Origin of the sequence: Paenibacillus sp. FSL F4-0243 (assembly GCF_037963295.1) — a bacterium.
GTDB lineage: Bacteria > Bacillota > Bacilli > Paenibacillales > Paenibacillaceae > Paenibacillus_AQ.
Genome location: NZ_CP150151.1, coordinates 5,677,253 through 5,696,293 on the forward strand (window position 1 = coordinate 5,677,253; position 19,041 = coordinate 5,696,293).

At 42.6% G+C, this 19,041-nt stretch carries 20 protein-coding genes and 1 pseudogene; 3 read left to right on the forward strand and 18 right to left on the reverse strand.

The features are described 5' to 3' along the window. Nucleotides 1-43: 43 nt before the first annotated feature. From NSS87_RS25220 to NSS87_RS25240, 5 genes are all read right to left on the reverse strand, one after another. Nucleotides 44-1,174 carry a low temperature requirement protein A gene (locus NSS87_RS25220; RefSeq protein ID WP_339243352.1) on the reverse strand — a complete coding sequence of 377 codons (1,131 nt, stop codon included), beginning with the start codon at nucleotides 1,172-1,174 and terminating at the stop codon, nucleotides 44-46. Nucleotides 1,175-1,346: 172 nt separating this feature from the next. Next, nucleotides 1,347-2,099 carry an ABC transporter permease gene (locus tag NSS87_RS25225; RefSeq protein WP_339243353.1) on the reverse strand — a complete coding sequence of 251 codons (753 nt, stop codon included), beginning with the start codon at nucleotides 2,097-2,099 and terminating at the stop codon, nucleotides 1,347-1,349. Continuing rightward, complete coding sequence (locus NSS87_RS25230) at nucleotides 2,093-2,869, reverse strand: ABC transporter ATP-binding protein (protein ID WP_339243354.1); 777 nt, start codon at nucleotides 2,867-2,869, stop codon at nucleotides 2,093-2,095. Before NSS87_RS25230 ends, NSS87_RS25225 begins: the two co-directional genes overlap by 7 nt. Further along, the gene (locus NSS87_RS25235; RefSeq protein ID WP_339243355.1) at nucleotides 2,850-3,842 is read right to left on the reverse strand and encodes an ABC transporter substrate-binding protein; all 993 of its coding nucleotides are present in this window, start codon (nucleotides 3,840-3,842) and stop codon (nucleotides 2,850-2,852) included. Before NSS87_RS25235 ends, NSS87_RS25230 begins: the two co-directional genes overlap by 20 nt. 244 nt (nucleotides 3,843-4,086) lie before the next feature. Then, nucleotides 4,087-5,484, reverse strand: coding sequence for a PLP-dependent aminotransferase family protein (locus tag NSS87_RS25240; protein ID WP_042191351.1), 1,398 nt, complete (start codon nucleotides 5,482-5,484; stop codon nucleotides 4,087-4,089). 102 nt (nucleotides 5,485-5,586) lie between these two features. On the opposite strand from NSS87_RS25240, the gene NSS87_RS25245 reads away from it, so the two are divergent. The 3 genes from NSS87_RS25245 to NSS87_RS25255 all read left to right on the forward strand — a co-directional run bounded on the left by NSS87_RS25245 (nucleotide 5,587) and on the right by NSS87_RS25255 (nucleotide 7,116). Next, nucleotides 5,587-6,297, forward strand: coding sequence for an AzlC family ABC transporter permease (locus tag NSS87_RS25245; RefSeq protein WP_042191353.1), 711 nt, complete (start codon nucleotides 5,587-5,589; stop codon nucleotides 6,295-6,297). Further along, nucleotides 6,294-6,620: a branched-chain amino acid transporter permease gene (locus tag NSS87_RS25250; protein ID WP_042191355.1), complete on the forward strand. Its 327-nt coding sequence runs from the start codon at nucleotides 6,294-6,296 to the stop codon at nucleotides 6,618-6,620. The genes NSS87_RS25245 and NSS87_RS25250 overlap by 4 nt, the downstream gene beginning before the upstream one ends. Nucleotides 6,621-6,906: 286 nt before the next feature. Then, nucleotides 6,907-7,116 carry a hypothetical protein gene (locus NSS87_RS25255; protein ID WP_081951193.1) on the forward strand — a complete coding sequence of 70 codons (210 nt, stop codon included), beginning with the start codon at nucleotides 6,907-6,909 and terminating at the stop codon, nucleotides 7,114-7,116. Nucleotides 7,117-7,221: 105 nt separating this feature from the next. Here NSS87_RS25255 and NSS87_RS25260 read toward each other — a convergent pair. From NSS87_RS25260 to NSS87_RS25320, 13 genes and pseudogenes are all read right to left on the reverse strand, one after another. Beyond that, a pseudogene (locus NSS87_RS25260) lies at nucleotides 7,222-7,365 on the reverse strand (LuxR C-terminal-related transcriptional regulator); the annotation flags it as partial. Nucleotides 7,366-7,367: 2 nt separating this feature from the next. Beyond that, on the reverse strand, nucleotides 7,368-8,081 hold the full coding sequence (locus NSS87_RS25265) for a GntR family transcriptional regulator (protein WP_076286037.1): 714 nt from the start codon (nucleotides 8,079-8,081) through the stop codon (nucleotides 7,368-7,370). Between the two features lie 8 nt (nucleotides 8,082-8,089). Further along, the gene (locus NSS87_RS25270; RefSeq protein ID WP_339243356.1) at nucleotides 8,090-9,106 is read right to left on the reverse strand and encodes a sugar kinase; all 1,017 of its coding nucleotides are present in this window, start codon (nucleotides 9,104-9,106) and stop codon (nucleotides 8,090-8,092) included. Beyond that, nucleotides 9,099-9,851, reverse strand: coding sequence for a KDGP aldolase family protein (locus tag NSS87_RS25275; protein ID WP_339243357.1), 753 nt, complete (start codon nucleotides 9,849-9,851; stop codon nucleotides 9,099-9,101). Before NSS87_RS25275 ends, NSS87_RS25270 begins: the two co-directional genes overlap by 8 nt. Before the next feature lies 1 nt (nucleotide 9,852). Then, nucleotides 9,853-10,956, reverse strand: coding sequence for a DgaE family pyridoxal phosphate-dependent ammonia lyase (locus tag NSS87_RS25280; protein WP_339243358.1), 1,104 nt, complete (start codon nucleotides 10,954-10,956; stop codon nucleotides 9,853-9,855). Beyond that, nucleotides 10,922-12,034 carry an amidohydrolase/deacetylase family metallohydrolase gene (locus tag NSS87_RS25285; protein ID WP_339243359.1) on the reverse strand — a complete coding sequence of 371 codons (1,113 nt, stop codon included), beginning with the start codon at nucleotides 12,032-12,034 and terminating at the stop codon, nucleotides 10,922-10,924. The genes NSS87_RS25280 and NSS87_RS25285 overlap by 35 nt, the downstream gene beginning before the upstream one ends. Nucleotides 12,035-12,629: 595 nt before the next feature. After that, nucleotides 12,630-13,103: a YhcH/YjgK/YiaL family protein gene (locus NSS87_RS25290; protein WP_339243360.1), complete on the reverse strand. Its 474-nt coding sequence runs from the start codon at nucleotides 13,101-13,103 to the stop codon at nucleotides 12,630-12,632. A gap of 215 nt (nucleotides 13,104-13,318) precedes the next feature. Continuing rightward, nucleotides 13,319-14,173 (reverse strand): MurR/RpiR family transcriptional regulator, encoded by an 855-nt coding sequence (locus tag NSS87_RS25295; RefSeq protein ID WP_076300453.1) that lies wholly within the window; start codon nucleotides 14,171-14,173, stop codon nucleotides 13,319-13,321. 23 nt (nucleotides 14,174-14,196) lie between these two features. Continuing rightward, on the reverse strand, nucleotides 14,197-15,069 hold the full coding sequence (locus NSS87_RS25300) for an ROK family protein (RefSeq protein ID WP_339243361.1): 873 nt from the start codon (nucleotides 15,067-15,069) through the stop codon (nucleotides 14,197-14,199). Nucleotides 15,070-15,092: 23 nt separating this feature from the next. Then, the gene (locus NSS87_RS25305; RefSeq protein ID WP_042191372.1) at nucleotides 15,093-15,782 is read right to left on the reverse strand and encodes an N-acetylmannosamine-6-phosphate 2-epimerase; all 690 of its coding nucleotides are present in this window, start codon (nucleotides 15,780-15,782) and stop codon (nucleotides 15,093-15,095) included. A 24-nt stretch (nucleotides 15,783-15,806) separates the two neighbouring features. Further along, complete coding sequence (locus NSS87_RS25310) at nucleotides 15,807-16,649, reverse strand: carbohydrate ABC transporter permease (protein ID WP_081390001.1); 843 nt, start codon at nucleotides 16,647-16,649, stop codon at nucleotides 15,807-15,809. Between the two features lie 13 nt (nucleotides 16,650-16,662). Then, nucleotides 16,663-17,538: a sugar ABC transporter permease gene (locus NSS87_RS25315; RefSeq protein ID WP_042191374.1), complete on the reverse strand. Its 876-nt coding sequence runs from the start codon at nucleotides 17,536-17,538 to the stop codon at nucleotides 16,663-16,665. Nucleotides 17,539-17,623: 85 nt separating this feature from the next. Then, on the reverse strand, nucleotides 17,624-19,030 hold the full coding sequence (locus NSS87_RS25320; RefSeq protein WP_339243362.1) for a sugar ABC transporter substrate-binding protein: 1,407 nt from the start codon (nucleotides 19,028-19,030) through the stop codon (nucleotides 17,624-17,626). Nucleotides 19,031-19,041: the final 11 nt, after the last annotated feature.

A 19,041-nucleotide genomic window follows, 5' to 3' on the forward strand; every position in this document is an offset into this window, starting at 1 on the left:
CCGGCTTCCTTCTTCAATTTATTCAGCTTCGATACAACGAAGCTCAAGTCGTTAATTTTGCATACACAGCAAAAAATAACACCATTTCTCCAATGATCAGGTAATTGGGTATAAGGAAAAACAAATCTACTGCGAAAAAAACTCCAAGTATACCTAATAATAACGCCAAATGAAATATCCCTAACCGTTGCTGTATACGTCTATATTTATGGAAGACGAGTGAGGTAGAGAAGAAGTAGAGCAGGACCGATCCAAAAATAAAACATACCATAAATGTGTAATTTAATTGTTCTAAAAATAGCAGTTGGATTGAAGCTGCAATCATGCTTAAGGATACATAAATAAATAAATGCCCATAAATTATGGTTTGCCCGGCAGTCTCTATCGTTTTGTCCACTTTCTTTTCAACATTATCAAAGTATTGCCACCACATAGCTATAATTAATAGAAAAGTTAATAATGCAAATAAAATAGATTGCCACGTCCAGTGGCTAGACTGTAAGACTGCAAGTATACTGACCACTGATTCGCCAAGTAGAATGAGGGTAAACAACGAGAAACGTTCTAATAAATGATGAGTGTTTATCGGGCTTTTCACCAAGTATCTCCGACCGATTAATGGAAGCAAAATGTCTATAGTAATTCCCGTATACAAAACTACATAACGTATCCAAGAGTCAAAGAAAAGTGATAAAGCAGAGATCACTAATCCAATCCAAAAACGACTTCCCAGGTAACGGGCAGTGTCCTTTCTATCAGCTGCTTCATTCTTATTTACCGTAAGATATTGAATGGCAGTCATAGCTCTTAAGCCAACATAACCGATTAGAAATGGCATATAGTATTGATCAAAGTTAACCGATAAGCTGGCCGTCATGATTAATACAAAAAATAATTGTAGAATCAGAAATATTCGGTGTGAAAAGATGTCCTGTCCAAACCGATTTACAAAAAGAGATTGTCCCACCCAGGCCCACCAGATCGGAATGAATATTAAGATAAATTTAGATAAATATTCAAGTGGAATTGTACCCGCTTCTACATGCAACAAGACATGACTCGCTTTTGAAACTGCAGCTACAAAAAGCAGATCATAAAATAGTTCCAGCCAGGTAACTTTCTTCTCAGCAAAGGATGCTGTGCCGTGCTCAAATCCCGATGTGCGCTTATTCATCGTTTTACTCCCTTAGTTTGGATGTGTATCCAATACAGTTTATCGAATACTTATCCATCTTAACCGAATTGATATACTAATTTGAAGCCCCTTTGTTGCCACTCTAAAATCACACAAAAAAAGCTTCCCCTTGCCTAAAATCGACAAAGGAAAGCTATAGTTATATCTCCAACTAATTCCGCCACTTCATAAACTTGTAATCAAGATAATCAACAAGTAAGAAGAGGACAAACCCCACCAAGCTAAACAGCATAATTCCCGCATACATCTCCGGATAATCCAGTCTTAACCAAGCATCCATAATGAAAAAGCCCATGCCATGCTCAGTTCCATAAATCTCCGTGAAAAAGAGTACAGATATCGCTGTTCCAAGCGAAATACGAATCGTACTCAGAATGACTGATAGTGCACCCGGCAGTGTCACATGCCAGAATTTCTGCACTGTACTTGCCCCTATACTCGTTAAGACATCATAGGTATTCTCAGAAATAGCCTTCACACCATCCCTAACGGAGATGATAATCTGGAACAAGAGAATCAGCATGATCATTAAGATTTTAGACGTTTCACCAAGCCCGAAGAATAGCATCACAACGGGAAGCAAAGCGATTTTTGGGACAGGATAGGTTAAATAGACGACAGGGTCAAGCAGCTTATTCCAAGTCAGCGAACGTCCCATCAGAAGACCAATGAGCAGTCCAATGATTAACGCCAGCACTACCCCTGCAAAAATTCTAAACAAACTATACCCAACATTTAAAACAATCTCCTGACCACCTAAGTGAAACATAGCGTTATATACCGCGAATGGACTCGGCAAAATCGAATGATTCATAAGCAAATAGGCAATATACCAAACCACATTCATACAAAAGAACACAAACAACAGTCTTATTATGTGATGAATCCGATTTTTTCTCACCATATCTCCTGCATTACCTTTCTGATTCGCTTAGTCTGCTCAAAGAAATCTACACTGTCCCGCTTATCTTCATGCTTCATATGAAATACCAATTGATTATCGATCATTTCCGGAGCTTCTTCTTTATTAGATGGCATAACAATAATTTTCTGCCCCAGCAGAATAGCTTCTTCCACATCATGGGTAACAAATAAGGTAGTTGCCGGATGCGCTAACCAGTTATCCAAAAATAGAATCTGTAGTGTTTCCCGCGTAATCGCATCCAGTGCGGAGAAAGGCTCGTCCAGCAGTAAAATAGTGGGCAAAATGGCGAACGCTCTGGCGATTGCCACTCTTTGCTGCTGTCCTCCACTAAGAGAAAGAGGATAACGATCAGCTAAATCAGAGATTCCCATCGATGACAGCCACTGATTAATCTGATTCTCCCGTTCTTGCTTGGAAGTGCTCGCAGTATGCGAGATTTTCATCGCGATTTGAATATTATCATGTACAGTCTTCCATGGAAGAAGCCCGTAGTTTTGCGGTACCAGGCCGATCAGAGTTTCTTTATCATGCACGGATTTTTCATTAAAAAGAATTTGCCCCATATAGCTTGGCAGCAAGCCCGCAATCGCCCGTAATAAAGTTGATTTTCCGCTGCCAGAGGGTCCGATGATCGTGTAAATCCCATGTTCCGGTAAAGATAGATCCATCTTTCCTAAGGCCAGTTGACCTGTCTTGTACTCTACTTTAAGACCCTTAATGACGAGTCCCTTATTTTTTGAATTGGACATCAGAAATCACATCTTCAGCCGAGATATTTTTGCTAAGCAAACCTTTTTCCCGTGCCCATGCAAATGCGGCTTCTACTTCTTTCACATCCACTTGATTGGCAGGGACATAATCAGGTACCTTGATCTCATCTTTCAACGTTTCTGGATAACCAACTTCTTTGATCACAAGATCGATATATTCGGATTGATCATGAGATTTCATATACGCTACAGCCTCGTCATAAGCAGCATACATGTTGCGAATCGCATCTGCCTTAGCATCAATAGCGGTTTGTGGGAAAGCCAGTACAAATGGATTCACTCCCGCTGTATGCGTGGAGCTAAGCACGCGCAACCCTGAAGCTTTACCCATAGTTACAAATGGTTCAGGTAAAATAGCTGCATCCGCCTTATTGTTCTTAAGCAATTCTAAACGGGTAGGGATTTGTGGAACCTCAGTTACCGTAATATCATCTTCCGTTAAACCCGCTTGTTTCAGCATCATTGCCACAGTATATTGTGTGGAGGTATTTTTGGACAAAATCACGGTTTTTCCTTTCAGATCCTTCACATCTTGGATGGCGTCATTCCCAGTCAATAAATCGAATTCACCAAAAGTTGTGCTAGTGATCTTCACATCCAGCCCGGCTTCATTGTAGATAGAAATTGCAACCAAATCAGCACTGATCCCTTCTAACTTGCCTGCTTGAAAGGCGACATCACGGTCTTTTGCACTCTTGAACGTTTGGATATCTAGGTTCACTCCATGCTTCTTATCAAAACCTTGCTCATGAGCAATTACAAAAGGAATCGCATCAATCGAAGGCAGTAAGCCAAGCGACAAAGTAACAGCTTCTTTTGAGGCCTCTGCTGCGTTACCCTCTGTCGATGCTGTATTCGTGTTATTCTTTGAACCACAACCTACTGCAAGTACAGCGACGACAACGACCATCATCGACAACATCAACATTCTTTTTAATGCTTTTTTCTTCATAAAACTCTCCTACCTCCATTAATCTTTCTATAGTAGACATGCCCCTATTCTTTGCAATCTGCAAAAGAGCATGCAAAAAGCCCTTAAGCTGTTCCAAAACGCTTCAGGTAGTGTAATTTTACATCAGTCATCACAGCTTGTATATTCATAAATTTAAATAGTTATATTTATCACATACTAAGATGCAAAAAATCCGAATCAGCCCACAGAGAATCTCTCTGTAAGCTGAGCTTTCAGACATATCCTAGTCTAAGGACATATGTTGCTTCAGAATCTTCAGTCCAGTGTCCAGCTCATCCAATGAGGATGACGACGATAAGGCTACACGTACATACTTGTCCGGTGTGCTGGCACCACTAAGAAACCAATCGGAATGGAATATTCGAACGCCTTGTTGTAACAGTTCTGACTCCAGTTCAGCGGCTGTACGGTATCCTGATAAGGGAATCCATTTAAAAAAACTTAAGGGGTGCCCTTCGGCTGCTGTTTGTGGAAAATATGTCGAAAATAGCTTGTTCGCAGCTTGGACCAGTTCTTTTTTATATGCGACAATCTCAGCAGCACTCCCCGATACAATAAGCTCAGAAATAATCTCGGCATCTAGGGAGGATGTCTTCACATTAATATTGAAAATAGCCCGCTCAATTCTCTCTTTGAATTTCTCTCCAAATACGATATAAGCAATCCTAAGTCCAGAGCAAATAGATTTTGTCGTACTGCTAATATAGATGGTCTGATCAGGAAGCAATGAGTACATCGGTTGTTTGTATTCTTCTAAATGACCTGCCGTTAAGAACGCATGAATATCATCTTCTATGAGCAGCAAGTTATGTTTCTGGATAACGTTAGCAATTTCACGCTTCCGCCCATCAGTCATCATAACTGTTGTAGGATTTGTACAAGAAGGCATCAGGAATATACCACGTATATCCAGCAGCTGGCACTGGTTATCCAGCACTTGTGGTAGCATTCCAGAGGTATCGCCTGGAATCGGAACAAGCTGAATACGATACATTCGGGCAAGCTCAATAAAATTAGAATAGGTGAATACATCAACGGCAATCCGTTGTCCAGGTTCGAAGAGAGCAAATAACGTAATGACTAACGCATTCAGGCCACCGGATGCAATTGCGATGTTATTGATATTTGCCTGTATCCCAAATGCTTGCATCCATGATAGGCCTGCCAGTTTATGATGTGGCATTCCTGTAGGATCATTGTAATTTAATAGTTCCTCTATATTGCCTCTATGCATAACCCTTCTTGCGACCTGAGCTACGATCGAGTTACTCTGCTCAAACGAAGCAACTAGCCCCAGATCAATACAGTCATGAGAAATTTTGTCCTTCGATATTGCTATCGAGCGCGTTGCATTCGTTGCCACAAAGGTACCACTTCCTGTAATAGCATAGATGAGTCCTTTAGCTTCGCATAGCTTATAAGCGCGTGTAATTGTTGTGAAATTAACATCTAAAAAATCCGCTAGCTCACGTTGAGGGGGAAGCTTCGTTCCGGGTACCAAAAGACCGCTAGCTATATCTTGTTCAAGCAATGAGGCTATGGAATGATAGATCGGACGCTTCAGCGTATGTCTGTCAGGTCGCCACGACATCGGGTAATTAACAAAAGAATTGATCGGCATATTGTCCTCCCACAAAATTGTAATCCATACAATTATACCGTTGATTGTATGGATTCGCACTGCTACAATGACATGGACATAAGCTAAGGGGTTGTAAGTAACATGCGTAACAATAACAAACTTTATGTAGCATTCCGCACCGCGGCTCCCGCTACCTTTCCCATTCTTGCCGCTTTTTTATTCTTGGGGATCGCCTACGGAATTTACATGAATGTATCAGGGTTTCATGTGATCTATACCTTTCTAATGAGCTCGCTTATTTATGCTGGATCGATGGAATTTCTAACGGTTCACTTGTTATTAGGTGCTTATCATCCATTAAGTGCATTATTGTTTGCTTTAATGGTTAATGCACGACATCTATTTTATGGCATATCTATGCTGGAGAAGTTTAAAGGTACGGGGCTGAAGAAGCTTTATTTGATTTTTGGTCTCTGTGATGAATCATTCACCATCAATTATTCCGCGAAGATCCCTGAAGGAGTGGATCGCGGTTGGTATATGTTCTTCGTCACGCTGCTAAATCATTGCTATTGGGTCGTAGGCGCTTGTATCGGGGGAGTATTCGGATCGATTTTTCACATGAATATGGAAGGTCTCGAATTTGTGATGACAGCACTATTCGTTGTTATCTTTATTGAGCAATGGAAGAGTGGATCGACCCATAGAAGTGCTCTAGTAGGCGTTGTTATCTCCATACTGTGCCTTATCATATTTGGACGTGACAGCTTCATGATCCCCGCAATGATCCTGATTATTGCAGCACTTACGATCACTCGTAAACAACAGGAACCGGTAGGTGAAACCGCATGACGATGTCTACTTTTCAGCAGATCATTACAATTGCCATGGTTGTGCTAGGCACGATGATGACACGTTTTATTCCGTTCATTATTTTCCCACCTGGACGTCCAACCCCAAAGTACATTCAATACCTAGGTAGAGTTCTTCCATCAGCAACGATTGGACTCCTTGTTATTTATAGCCTAAAGAACACTAACGTATTGTCCGGTAATCACGGATTACCGGAGCTAATATCCGTCGCAATCGTCGCGTTGCTTCATCTCTGGCGAAGAAATATGCTATTATCCATAGCATTCGGTACAATCGCTTATATGGTATTGATTCAGATATAAGAAATTTATGTAGGTCTTATCAACCGCACATATAACTACAATTATAACATTCACTTCCATTATATATCGATCATTGAAGACTACGATAATCCGCAAGAAGCTTGGAGCGGCTACAAAAAACTACACAAGCTTCATCCGACGCGTGAGTTGTATGTATTTCATACGAGCAGAAACGACGTTGAGGTTATAGAAGAATTTTTTTAGGAGTGCGGCAACCGTCTTTGATACCGATGCATTAGCTGTAATAGGCATCCATATTGTTTTTATTAATGGACGAGCAAAACGAATGTATGGGGTTGGGGGGACTAGCGAAATTTGCTATGAGCAGCAGATTCCTGACATACTCATTGAACATATTACTTTGACTGATTTACCAATTCAGCTTGGTTCGATACAAGAGCCTTATGGCTTTGATGGAATTGTTGGTATTGATTTTATGATAAGAGCTAAATGCAAGGTTGATTTTGACACCATGAATATCGATCTTAAACACTAAACCAAGCGATGACATCCATCAGTGGACAGCAATCGCTTGGTTTAGTTTTCCTCTACAACAAAAAACCTCCCCACACCCGTAAAGGTGGAGAAGGTATAAATGCGTCACTTTTAGCTCCCCAAGCCTAATCAGCTCGACAACCGCTTGTGAACGGCCTTTAACTTTTAATTTCTGCATTATGTTGGAGATGTGATTGCGCATGGTTTTCTTGCTAATGAATCATTGACCCGCGATATCACGAGTCGTTTTAACTACACCTCATAGTTCACTACATAATTCTGCAGCTCTGTATTGTAAAAGCCTACACTATACTCAGTTACCTTGCCCAGCTCATCATAAGAATAACGAGTTCGCTTCAGCAAGGGACACTTCTTATCAAGGAGCAATATCTCCTCTACATCAGGCGGAGGAACGGCAACGGAAAATTCATCACGCAGTTTCTCTAAGGAAACGCTCCGCTCTTCAAGCAGTTCATACAAGGACTGGGCATTTAAGTCCAGTAGATCCAAATCATCCATACCATTTACTAAATAATGCGTGTAATGAACGTATGGAATATCATTGAGACTATATATGCGTTCCAAGCGTATACAACGTTCGCCGAATAAACGAAAGGCTTCGCTTTCGACTTCATTATATACTCGCTCCGCCTTCAGCCATTGCTTCCGAATTTGGTGCCCTTCATCCACTAGAATTTCCGTGAATTTTTTCCACTTGGACAGCTTGGATGATGAGGTATTACGGATCACCTTCGTCCCCTTGCCGCTCCCCTTTTCCAGAAATCCTTCTTGGACGAGCTCCTGAATGGCACCGCGTACAGTGATCTTGCTGACATTGAATTCCTGCTCTAGCTGAGGCTCGGAAGGAATATTCAATCCAATAGGATAGACTCCGTGTAGAATCCGATCCTTTATAATATTTGCAATTTGCATATATAAGGGCTTATCTTTTCGGGACAAACTCAAGAGGTTCACTACCTTTCTACATCGCCTACGGATAGAGTCATAGCTCGAAGTATATCCGCTTCTGAAGCCATGGGAGTGTCGCCCTCGACAGTATGGGCTAACATACTAGCGGCAGCGGCAAACCGTACTGTCTGCTCAGGTGTTAATCCTGTTAGCTCGCCATGCACAATTCCGCTCGTATAGGCATCTCCAGCCCCTATTCTATCATAGACGAGAAATCTCAGCGTATCCGAAAAGAAGAAGCTCTGATTCTTATAAAGAAACCCACGCAGTGAATGTGAGTTGTCGCCATGAATACTGCGATGGGTGCCTGCGATCACCGAGATATCGTAATGCTTCGCAACTGCTGGAATCAGTTCGATCAGTTGCTCTTCACGTTCAGCTTGTTCAGTGCTGATCCCCAAGATAAAGATTGCGTCCTTCTCATTCATCATTACGATATCGGCCAGCTGCAGCATCTCCTCGTAATGCGGCTTCGCTTGTGAATAGCCTTCCGGTGCCCACAAGGACGGACGATAGTTGCAATCAAAGATCACAGTCCCACCCTGCTGCTTGACAGCTCTAGCCAAGGATTTCATATGATGACGTACACTATCGTTCATAGCCAGCGTAATGCCGCAGAAATGGATCACATCCAGACTTCGCGCAATCTCTTCATAATTATAAGTTTCCTCAGGAGCCGTATTGAAGCTACTCTCCACACGATTGCTGTAAGTTACCTTGCTTGGACGTGCACCAAATCCGTTCTCCAAGAAATACAAGCCCAGATATTCTCCTCCTCGTATAACGAGGCTAGAAGAGATGCCCAGCTTCCGCAAATACGCGGCGGCGGCCTCTCCCAAGGAAGTAGTCGGCAAACGGGAAATCAAATAACCTTCATGCCCGAAGCGTGCCAGTGCAGCGCTGACATTAACCCCGGTACCAGAGAATGAATAGTTTAAGCTGTTTCCCTGGGATAGCAGCTGAACTCCCGGCACCTGCAGACGCATCATCACTTCTCCGAATGCCCCGATTCGTTTAGGCATATTTATCTGTCAGCCTCTTCATAATTCCAAGCAAATCACGCACATCCTGGGTCCGGGTCTGGCCCGATTCTTTATCGATAATGGATGAGTAGACATGCGGAATCACTTGTGGCACCCCTGCTTCAAGCGCAATCTCCAGAATAGCCTCGAAATTGTCCATATCAATTCCACCGGTTGGTTCGAGTGCGAACCCTGCCTCAGCACAGGCCTTAGCGACAGAGCGGTATTCCTCTTCACGGCTTAATCCCTCCATCGGGAAATATTTCAGTGCATTACCACCCATATCCCGAACAAGCGCAATTGCCGATGCTATAGGTACAATCGCCGCTTCACTCTGCGCAGCGCTGAAGACTCCTGTAGAAATATTCACATAACCAGCGTGACCAGAAGGGGCGATCATGCTGTTGATCCAACTGTCTTTCCCACCAAGATTAGCGCGTGTAGCTCCAACCACCGGGAATGCCTGGTTAATATGACTACCCGGATAATGCTTAGCAATCTCGGCCACAATTGCCGCTTGGCGATTATCTCCTGCACCTAGGCCAATGGATACCGCATCTTCAATCTCTTGACCATATTGCTTCATGGCTGTTACGGCTTCTTCTACCGACTTATAATCCTTAGAGAGCACACCGACCAGCACATATCCTTCCGCCGCTTCATAAATCTCTTTAGCATTAGCGATATCTTTAGCGAGTACATTTAATGCGGTGCGGCCCTTATAAAAACGTTGTGAAATCGTCATCTTATTGTCCCCCTATTAATTTATGAATGCTGTCTACAATCACGTGCAGATCATCCCCCAGAAGCGGCCGTGGATCAATATCGAAATATCCCTGCTTCACTCCATAATCGCGGGTATAGATCGCAATCTCGCCTTGCTGCAACCCCTCTACCAATTCTTTCGCCGTAATTCCGGCCTGCTGTGGATCAACCTGAACCCGGCCGCGATAGATGGCACGGCCCGCCTCGTCCTGCACAATGGTTACACGAATTCCCGGAAGATCATTCAACACCATCAATCCCTGCAAAGACGCTTTCTCGGTGTCACTCTTGTCTTCCTTGACCATGTATTCCTCTAGTGCTTGCAGCAGACCAAAGGAAGTTTCTTTACCAACCTTCATACTGCGTCCTATTCCATACAATTGGACCTTAACCCATTCCACATAATTACGTTTGCCGGCGATAATACCGGATGTAGGCCCTTCAATAGCTTTAGAACCACTATAAATTGCCAGGTCAGAGTATTTCACATATTTACAGAGGTCTTCTTCCGCTGCGGCATCTACGATTAGTGGAATGCCCCTACGGTTTGCGATCTCCCATGCTTCTTCGACGGATAACATATTTTTCTGAACTGCATGGTGGGACTTTACGTACAGAATGGCAGCCGTCTGCTCACAAATGGCATCCTCTATATGCTCGGCACGGCCTTCATTCGCATAACCGACCTCAATTAGTTTCCCACCACCTAGATAGACCATCGTTTCCACAGGAGCTCCGTACTGTACATTATGCCCCTTCAGAATGATGATTTCATTGCGTGGAATGGCTTCTTGGTGCAAACGTTCACTGCGGCGCCGATTGCCTTGGGTCACTAGCGCCGCAACGGACAATGCAATACCGCTGGAGGCTGAGTTAACGATAAGCGCTGCTTCAGCGCCGAGAATTCGTGCCGTGTAATCTCCGGCTTTATCCACCAGATCCGCTATTTCCACATAACTCTGTCCGCCTTGCTTCATAGCCTCCATCACTGTGTCAGACGGAGCCGACACCCCCAGGATACTCATTCTGCCGCTTGCATTGATTACGCGTTTAAGCCCGTATTTCGCATTTAATGAATTCCTCACCTATAACCACTCCTTTTGCATGGATTACTTTATCCGTCATTCTTTCTTCTCCTTCAGAATCCACAAGCACTGCAGACTTATGCTGCAGGGTGAAGAGAGTCAAGTTTGCAGGATCTCCCACCTGAATTCGGCCCAGCTCCGGCCTGCCCAGCCATTCCGCCGCATTGGAAGTAACCGCTGCCACAATCTCATCCAGAGCATAGCCCAAACATAGAAACTTGGAAAGTACATTAGACATGCTAAAGACAGGTCCCTTCATTCGGTTCACTCGATAGATATCCGTGCTAATCGTATTCAGTCCAATACCATTACGTTTAGCAGCCTCAGCTACCTTAAAAGAGAAGCTTGCTGTTCCATGTCCCACATCGAGATGAACTCCCCGTTCAATGGCCTCAGTCAGTACCTGAAGCGGCTGACCATCCGCAGCAAACAAATTATTCTCTTTTCCGTTGAGATAATGGGTCACGATATCCTTACGCTGCAAAAGGGGCATAACCTCTCTGATATCTGGCGGTGCTGAACCGATATGTACCATTAACGGCAACCCCGTCTCCATTGAAAGGCTTCGTGCGATATGCAGTGGTTCAATCCCGCTGGCACCCACAACGCTTTTGCTGATCCTAGCCTTTAATCCCACGATTATCTCCCCGTAGGTTCGGATGGATTGCAGGATCTTCTCCTTATCAATCCATTCCAAGTTGGACAATTCATCAATTCTTAGCAGTCCGATCCGCGAGATATTTAAGAAAGCCAGCACATTCGTCTTAGCCTGAGACGCGTCCAGAGCCAGATCACCTATCCGATCCGCCCCGCAGCTACCAGCATCGACTAGGGTGGTCACCCCTTGCCGGACACCGATCTCATCGATCTCGTCACCATACGGATCAAATTCGCGAAAGGCATGCACATGCATATCGATCCAGCCACTGGATACGTACGCGCCTGAACCTTCCCACTCCTGCCCCCCATGCGCCTCACCTGCCGGGGTGATCTCAGCGATCTTGCCATTTTCGATTACAATGTCGATCTCTTCTCCGCTTACTCGTTTCACCTGACGGAGCACGTATCTTTCATCCATTGTTCTCACCTTTTTCCATATAACATTATAATGTTTAAAATACCACGAATAGTGCATTAAGTAAATATAACGTTATAATGTTTATATATAAAAACTAAATCACCTTGTCGGATTAATAGGCATTTATTAGTTTGAATTTATAGCTTACGGAGCACTTGTTGTATTTTCCGCAGGGATTTTCAGTGGTTTGGCGAGTAAGAACTCTAGTGTTGGTGGAGGATTTTGCTTAGGTAGAACGTGTTACAGGGAAAACCTCCCTATAAATTAGATCACAGCTGTTATCTGAACAGGTTATACGGAATTTCTCCCTGTATATTTGCCAATTTCAATTAAAAACAGCCAGTTCAGCTGAATTATAGGGAACAATTCCCTATATTCTATCGATATGACCTTATATTATAGAATTACAAGGAGTTTTTCCCTATAATTCTAGTGTTTTGACCCTGATATAGAGAAATAGAAAGCTGCACATCCCTTGGCAGACGATGACCATGTATTTCCACGAATCCATGAAAGTGATCTTTTTTCATTGTATAATCTCCTATGCAATAAAAAAGATGACTCCTTATGATTTCAGAAGTCATCTGCTTAGATTCTATGAACTTAATAACCCTACATGTATCTTAATAACAGCCTTCTTAATCTTCATGCCCGGTTGACCCATACCAGGTCTGTGTACATCATGCGGGAAAAAGACAGCGAACATCCCCGGCTTCAAAGTTAACAAAATTTCATCGGATGACGGAGGATAAAGTGCATAATCTGCTTCGGCATCGTAAGGCTTAGTAGCCTCGATCCCTTCTTGCAGAGGGGACCAACCGATCGTTTCTTCACCTTCGATCAGATAATGCACATCAATATAAGCCTCATGCTTTTCAGCAACCTGTTCCTCTAGCGACTTCGCCTCAAGCGCCATAATCGAAACGTATATCTCGTTACCGCGAATCTCGATTCGCCCGAGATCAGGTTCGTGCTGTAAGATGACTTTTAATTCCTCAATAGCCTCTACAATGACTGAATTCTCGTATCTGCTATGCTCTTCCCAAGATGACAATGAACCTAAGATCATAATGTCTCATTCTCCCCACATCTCAATTATCTTACAGAGGTTGTTCAAAAAGTCCGCTTTTGATCACGAAGTAGCCCAAGAAGCTTACTCGACATCGAATATTGAATTCAGGCGAAACTTCCGGTGCTCACGTAGCTTCCACTACGCTCCGCTCCTCAGTTTCTACCTTCATCCAATCTTCTCGGTGTTGAAAACCATACTTTTTGAACTCGCACTTATAGGAGCTTCTCACTAACTGCTGCAGCTGTTGTTTCTTTATTGATAATGGACTGCTCACTAGTCTTTTTGAAATATTCCACATATAAAATATCCAGCAGATAGAGCTGTGAGATCTTAGCAGATAATGAACCGCCCTGCAGAGGACCCTCATTAGCACCACAAAGTAAGGTAAGATCCGAATACGACGTTAAAGGTGACTTTTCAAATCTCGTAATGGACACCACCTTAGCGCCTCGTTCCTTCGCCTTTCTTGCAACCTCGATACTATCTTTCGTTGAACCGGAGTAAGAAATGATTACAGCTACATCTCGGTTAGACATTAGCGCCGCAGACATCATCTGAAGATGTGAATCCATCAAACACTCCGTTTTGTTTGTAATGCGCATAAATTTAATTTTGGCTTCCATCGCCGTGATTAATGAAGAGCCTACGCCGAAAAATGATACTCGTTCCGCGTTTATCATATAATCAATAGCTTCATTGATCTTCTGTATATCAATTAAATTATAGGTCTCGTTCAGTGCACTTACATTTGTGGTCAGCACTTTGGAAGCCACAGCTTCAGTAGTGTCGTCCATTAGAATTTGATCCGTAAGCTGCGGGATCTCATTCTCCACAGTGATACTATGAGCGAGTGCAATCTTGAACTCTTGATACCCTTTATAACTTAAAGATTTGCAAAATCGAAAAATACTTGATTCACCTACATCGCACGCATCTGCAAGATCAGTAATCGACATATAGACCACACTTCTCGTGTTCTCCAGGACGTAGTCCGCTACCTTCTTCTCCGTATTCGTCAAATTATTGTACTTGGAATGAATAGAAGAAAAAATACTGATTGTTCGCAAATAAGCCCCTCCTTTACAATGATTTAATGTGCGAATAAAGAGGAAGCGCCAAGCAAGCCTGCCTTATTCCCAAGTGAGGCCTTAACAATTCTTACACCCGCAAAACTCTCCATAATTAAAGACTTCGTCCGTTCCTCGACCCTTTGAACTAAATCTTCTTGCTCCATAACACCGCCCCCAATAATTATAGCGGATGGATTGAAAATATGAATAATTGAGGCTAAACCCGCGGACACCTCAGTTACCCATGAATCCAAGATCTGTTTCAGAGCTTCGTCCCCTTTGTGAATTTTATCAAAAAGGACTTTTCCGTCTGTACATTCGGGATCTGCCTGCTGAGCCATCTTGACTAAAGCAGTAGTTGAAGCATACTTTTCATAAAAAGGCAGTCCCTCCACCGCATCTGACAATGGATGTGTCAGGATATGACCAAATTCGGCCGCCACCCCATCTGCTCCTTTATAGATTTGGCGGTTCAATACAATGGCACCACCAATGCCCGTGCCAAACGTCAAGCATAAGAAATTGTTAAAGTTCTGGGCAGCACCATAATATGCCTCGCCTAATGCTGCTGAATTCACATCGTTCTCTACCATAACAGGTTTATGAAAATGATTAGTTACAATTTCCTTAATCTTCATCCCTGTATATCTAGGTATATTTTCGTTAGCATAGACTATAATTCCTTCTTCAGCATTGACTTGACCGGCCGTACTTATAGCAATGGCATCAAAATCATCATTTTCTGCAATCTTATCAAGCAATCTTGAGATTACATGCGGCCCTCCCAAGTGGCTCTCAGTTGCATACTCCTTAAAGTTATGAACATTCCCAAGTTTATCGCATATACACATCTTGGTATTGGTACCGCCAATATCTACAGCGAGAATTCTCATCCTTATCTACCCTCTCCGGCAATCTACTGAATAGCGTCTACAAACCTTTTGGTAATCTCCATTGGTCTTGTAATCGCTGAGCCGACTACTGCTGAAAAAACACCTAGATCAAACATTTTCTTCAGTTCTTCAGGAGTGGAAACACCGCCTTCAGCTATCACAGGCACAGAGAAGTTGCTTACGATTTGCTTGACTAGCTCAAAATCTGGAAGTGACCTCTCTTTGGTGTATTCTGTATATCCGCTTAAGGTAGTTCCCACAAGATCAAACCCCAGCTCAACGGCTTTAGCAGCTTCTTCAAATGTAGAGCAATCTGCCATAAACAGTTGATCTTTATAGGTCTCTCTTATGTGAGGAAATAGTTCTGAGATGGTTGATCCATCCGGACGAGTCCGGTCTGTCGCATCCATAGCAATGATATCTACCCCTTCGCGGTAAAGCTCATCTACTTCCTTCAGGGTTGGTGTAATAAACACTTCAGAACCTTCGTATACCCTTTTGATGATCCCAATGATAGGTAGATCCACTGTTTTCTTAATTTCTTGAATATCCGCTACGCTATTTGCCCGAATACCTGAAGCACCACCCAAGTATGCTGCATAAGCCATTCTTCCCATTATAAACGGACTATGCAGCGGTTCTTCGGGTAAGGCTTGACTGGAGACGACTAGTTTATGTTTTATCTTTTTAAGTACATTATTTTCAGTATTCATCAGTAACCCACTCCACATTTTTATTTATTCTTTGACTGCTCCTGCTGTAATTCCATTGGTGAAGAAACGTTGGAATAACATGAACACTAGCAACATCGGAATTGCAGCAATGGTGGCTCCGGCCATTTTATATGCGAAATTAGGATTCAGATCCTGCATTAAGGTTGCAGTACCAACCATTAATGTTTTCATTTTGTTCTCTTGGCCTATAACCAGCTGCCACAAATAATCATTCCAGACTTGCACGAAATTCAGAATAAATAAGGCTCCAATACCAGGTTTAATAATAGGCACCATGATGCGAGTAAAGATTCTCCATTCATTTGCACCATCTATTCTTCCGGCTTCTCTTAAAGCGTTAGGGGTTAAATCGAAGAATCCTTTTAATAGGAAGACTCCAAATGCACCCGCGACGTTCGGCCAAATCATACCGTTATACGAATTCACCATTCCAAATTGCTGTGTAATCCGGAATAAAGGCACGATCATAATTTCCTTAGGAATCATCAAGCTCGATATGAAAATAATGAAGATGATATCTTTACCTTTGAAATTGATCTTTGAGAATGCATAGGCAGCCATAGCGCCTACAATAATAACGATAATCGTAGATACACCTGAGACATAAATACTATTGAACGTCCATCTCAAAGCCGGTTGGTTCTGAAACACATCCACATAGTTGGAGAATGTGATCGATTTAGGCCACCAGTCTGGAGGCATCTTCACAACATCTGAACTGTTCTTAAGCGAACTAGTGAATAACCAATACAATGGAAAAAGATTAAGGAGCGCGAAGAGGACAATGATCACATTCGATATCACATCAAACTTCTCTCTCTTCTTCTTATTTCTTATTTTCGACATGTTGTATTCCCCCTCACTTCACCTTAATCATGCTTCGTAGCTGAGGCACAGATAATAACAATGTAATCACGAACATGATAACGCCTACCGCAGAAGCTACGCCGAGTTGGTTGTACTTAAAGGCATTATTATAGAGGTAGTACATCAAGGTTACCGATGAGTTGTTCGGTCCGCCGCCGGTTAATAACTGGATGACTACAAATATTTTTAGAACAGCAATAATATTGATAATCGTAATATAGGTCGTTGTTGGTCCTACAGAAGGAATGAGGATCTTCGAAATTACTTGCCATCTGCTTGCACCGTCGATTTCTGCTGCTTCAAAAAGCTCTTTAGATACACCAATCATCGAAGCAATATACAGAATAATGGCTTGGCCCACGTTAGTCGCGAAGGTCACAAAGATCACTACTGGCAAAACTGTCTTTGGATTTCCTAGAAGATTGATCGTCCCAAGACCCATATCTTTATATATAAAAGAAATAAGTCCATTAGCAGGATTCAGCAGGAAACTCCAAACCATACTCATTACAACCATGGATACCATGACCGGGATATAATAGCTCCCTCTTATAAAGGAAACGTACTTAGCGTTCTTATCAAATACAGCCGAGGCTACAAATAATGCAAAGCCCACTGTAAGTAGGACGATAAAGACTACGAATATAATCGTATTGAAGATCGCCTTGAAGAATACCGGATCATTAAACAATGTGGTGTAATTAGCCAGACCCACAAACTTCTCACTATCATAATTAATTTGGTATAAACTCAGGCGCATCCCTTCTAAGATCGGATAGACAAGAAAGGCTAAGAATACTATCATCTGAGGTAAAATAAACAGATAACCTGTAATATTCTCTTTTAGGTAATTACTACGTAGTTTCATATCGTTTACCTTTCTAATTAACAGCCCTTGGAGCCACTTCAGACTCTAAAGGCTGTTAATCGTTTATTGTTTACCTGTTCTTAGATTATTGGAAAATGACAGAGCTAGCTTTATTCGTATCAATCACTTTATTACCATTGGTTTGATAATCTTGTACAAACTGTTCTGGTGTCTTTGCTCCCATGTAAAGCGCCTGTAGATCAGGGTACAAAACTTCTCTTAATTGGCTATATCCTGGAACGTTGCCCGTGAAGTTGAACAAATATTTTGAATTGGCATCATAAGCAGCAAAGAGAGGATTCTCTGACTTAAGTTGTTCAGCCACGGAGCTTCTCACAGGAATACCATTCTTAGAGGATTTAACTAATTCAGGATCACTTGAAAAGAACTTCACGAAATCTTTAGCGACTTCAGTCTTTTTCGCATCTTTGGACTTGAATACACTTGCACCCACTACATAAGTAAAGGATAGAGGATCTCCGCTTTCGGACGGAATATTAGCAAGACGCATATCAAACTTTGGAGACGTGCCGGATTCCATATTTGCTTTTGTTCCATTGAACAAGATTGGATTGGTAAAACTGATCGCTAGCTGCTGATTCTGGAACATGGCATTGGCATCATTGGAGGATACAGATTCAGCACCCGGATTTGTATATCCACCGTCATATAATTTTTTCAACCATGTAGCAGCTTTAACTCCATTCGCATCATTCAGAACAATGTTCCCTTGGTCATCGAAGAACTTGTTGCCGAACATTCTTAAGTATGCAAGGTTCCACGTATCTCCTTGGTTATTTACAGCGTATAGTGCCATTGGATAGGCATTAGAATATTTGTCCTTCGGAAGATTATTTTTCAGACCATCCAAGATTTGTTGATATTCTTCCAAGTTCCAAGTCTTAATTTCGGACTCTCCACCGACGAACTTTTCTAAACCAGCCGCTTTAAACATGTCTGCGTTGTAGACCAAAGTGCCTGGATTGTGTTGGAATGGGTAGAAGTACACATCTTTTCCGAACGTTACTGCATCCCAGTAATTTTGTGCGATATCACTTTTCGCGTCCTCATCGATGATGTCAGTCAAAGACTCCAAAGCTCCACGGTGAACATAATCGCCCATTGGGAATACGCTTTCAAAGAAGACATTTGGTGGCGTTCCTCCGCTCAAGTTAACATTGAGGAGTTGGTCGCGCTGATCTCCGGCAATGACTTCGACCTGAATGTCAGCATCATATTTATCATATTGTGCCTTGAATTTCTCAGCAGCAGCCTTAAGGAAGCTATCATAGTCAGCTCCTTGTTCCGTTGCATCCACAACACCCTTCCACTGAGGGGTCAGCCATACTTTAATCGCCACTTTTTCCTTGCCAGATTTAGCCGTATTATCGGATGTATTAGAGCTTGCTGCGTTGTTACCAGAGCATCCTGAAATCAGTGAAATAATTACCATTAATGCAACCATTGACGAGAGTAAACGTTTCTTCTTCATTTTAAATCCTC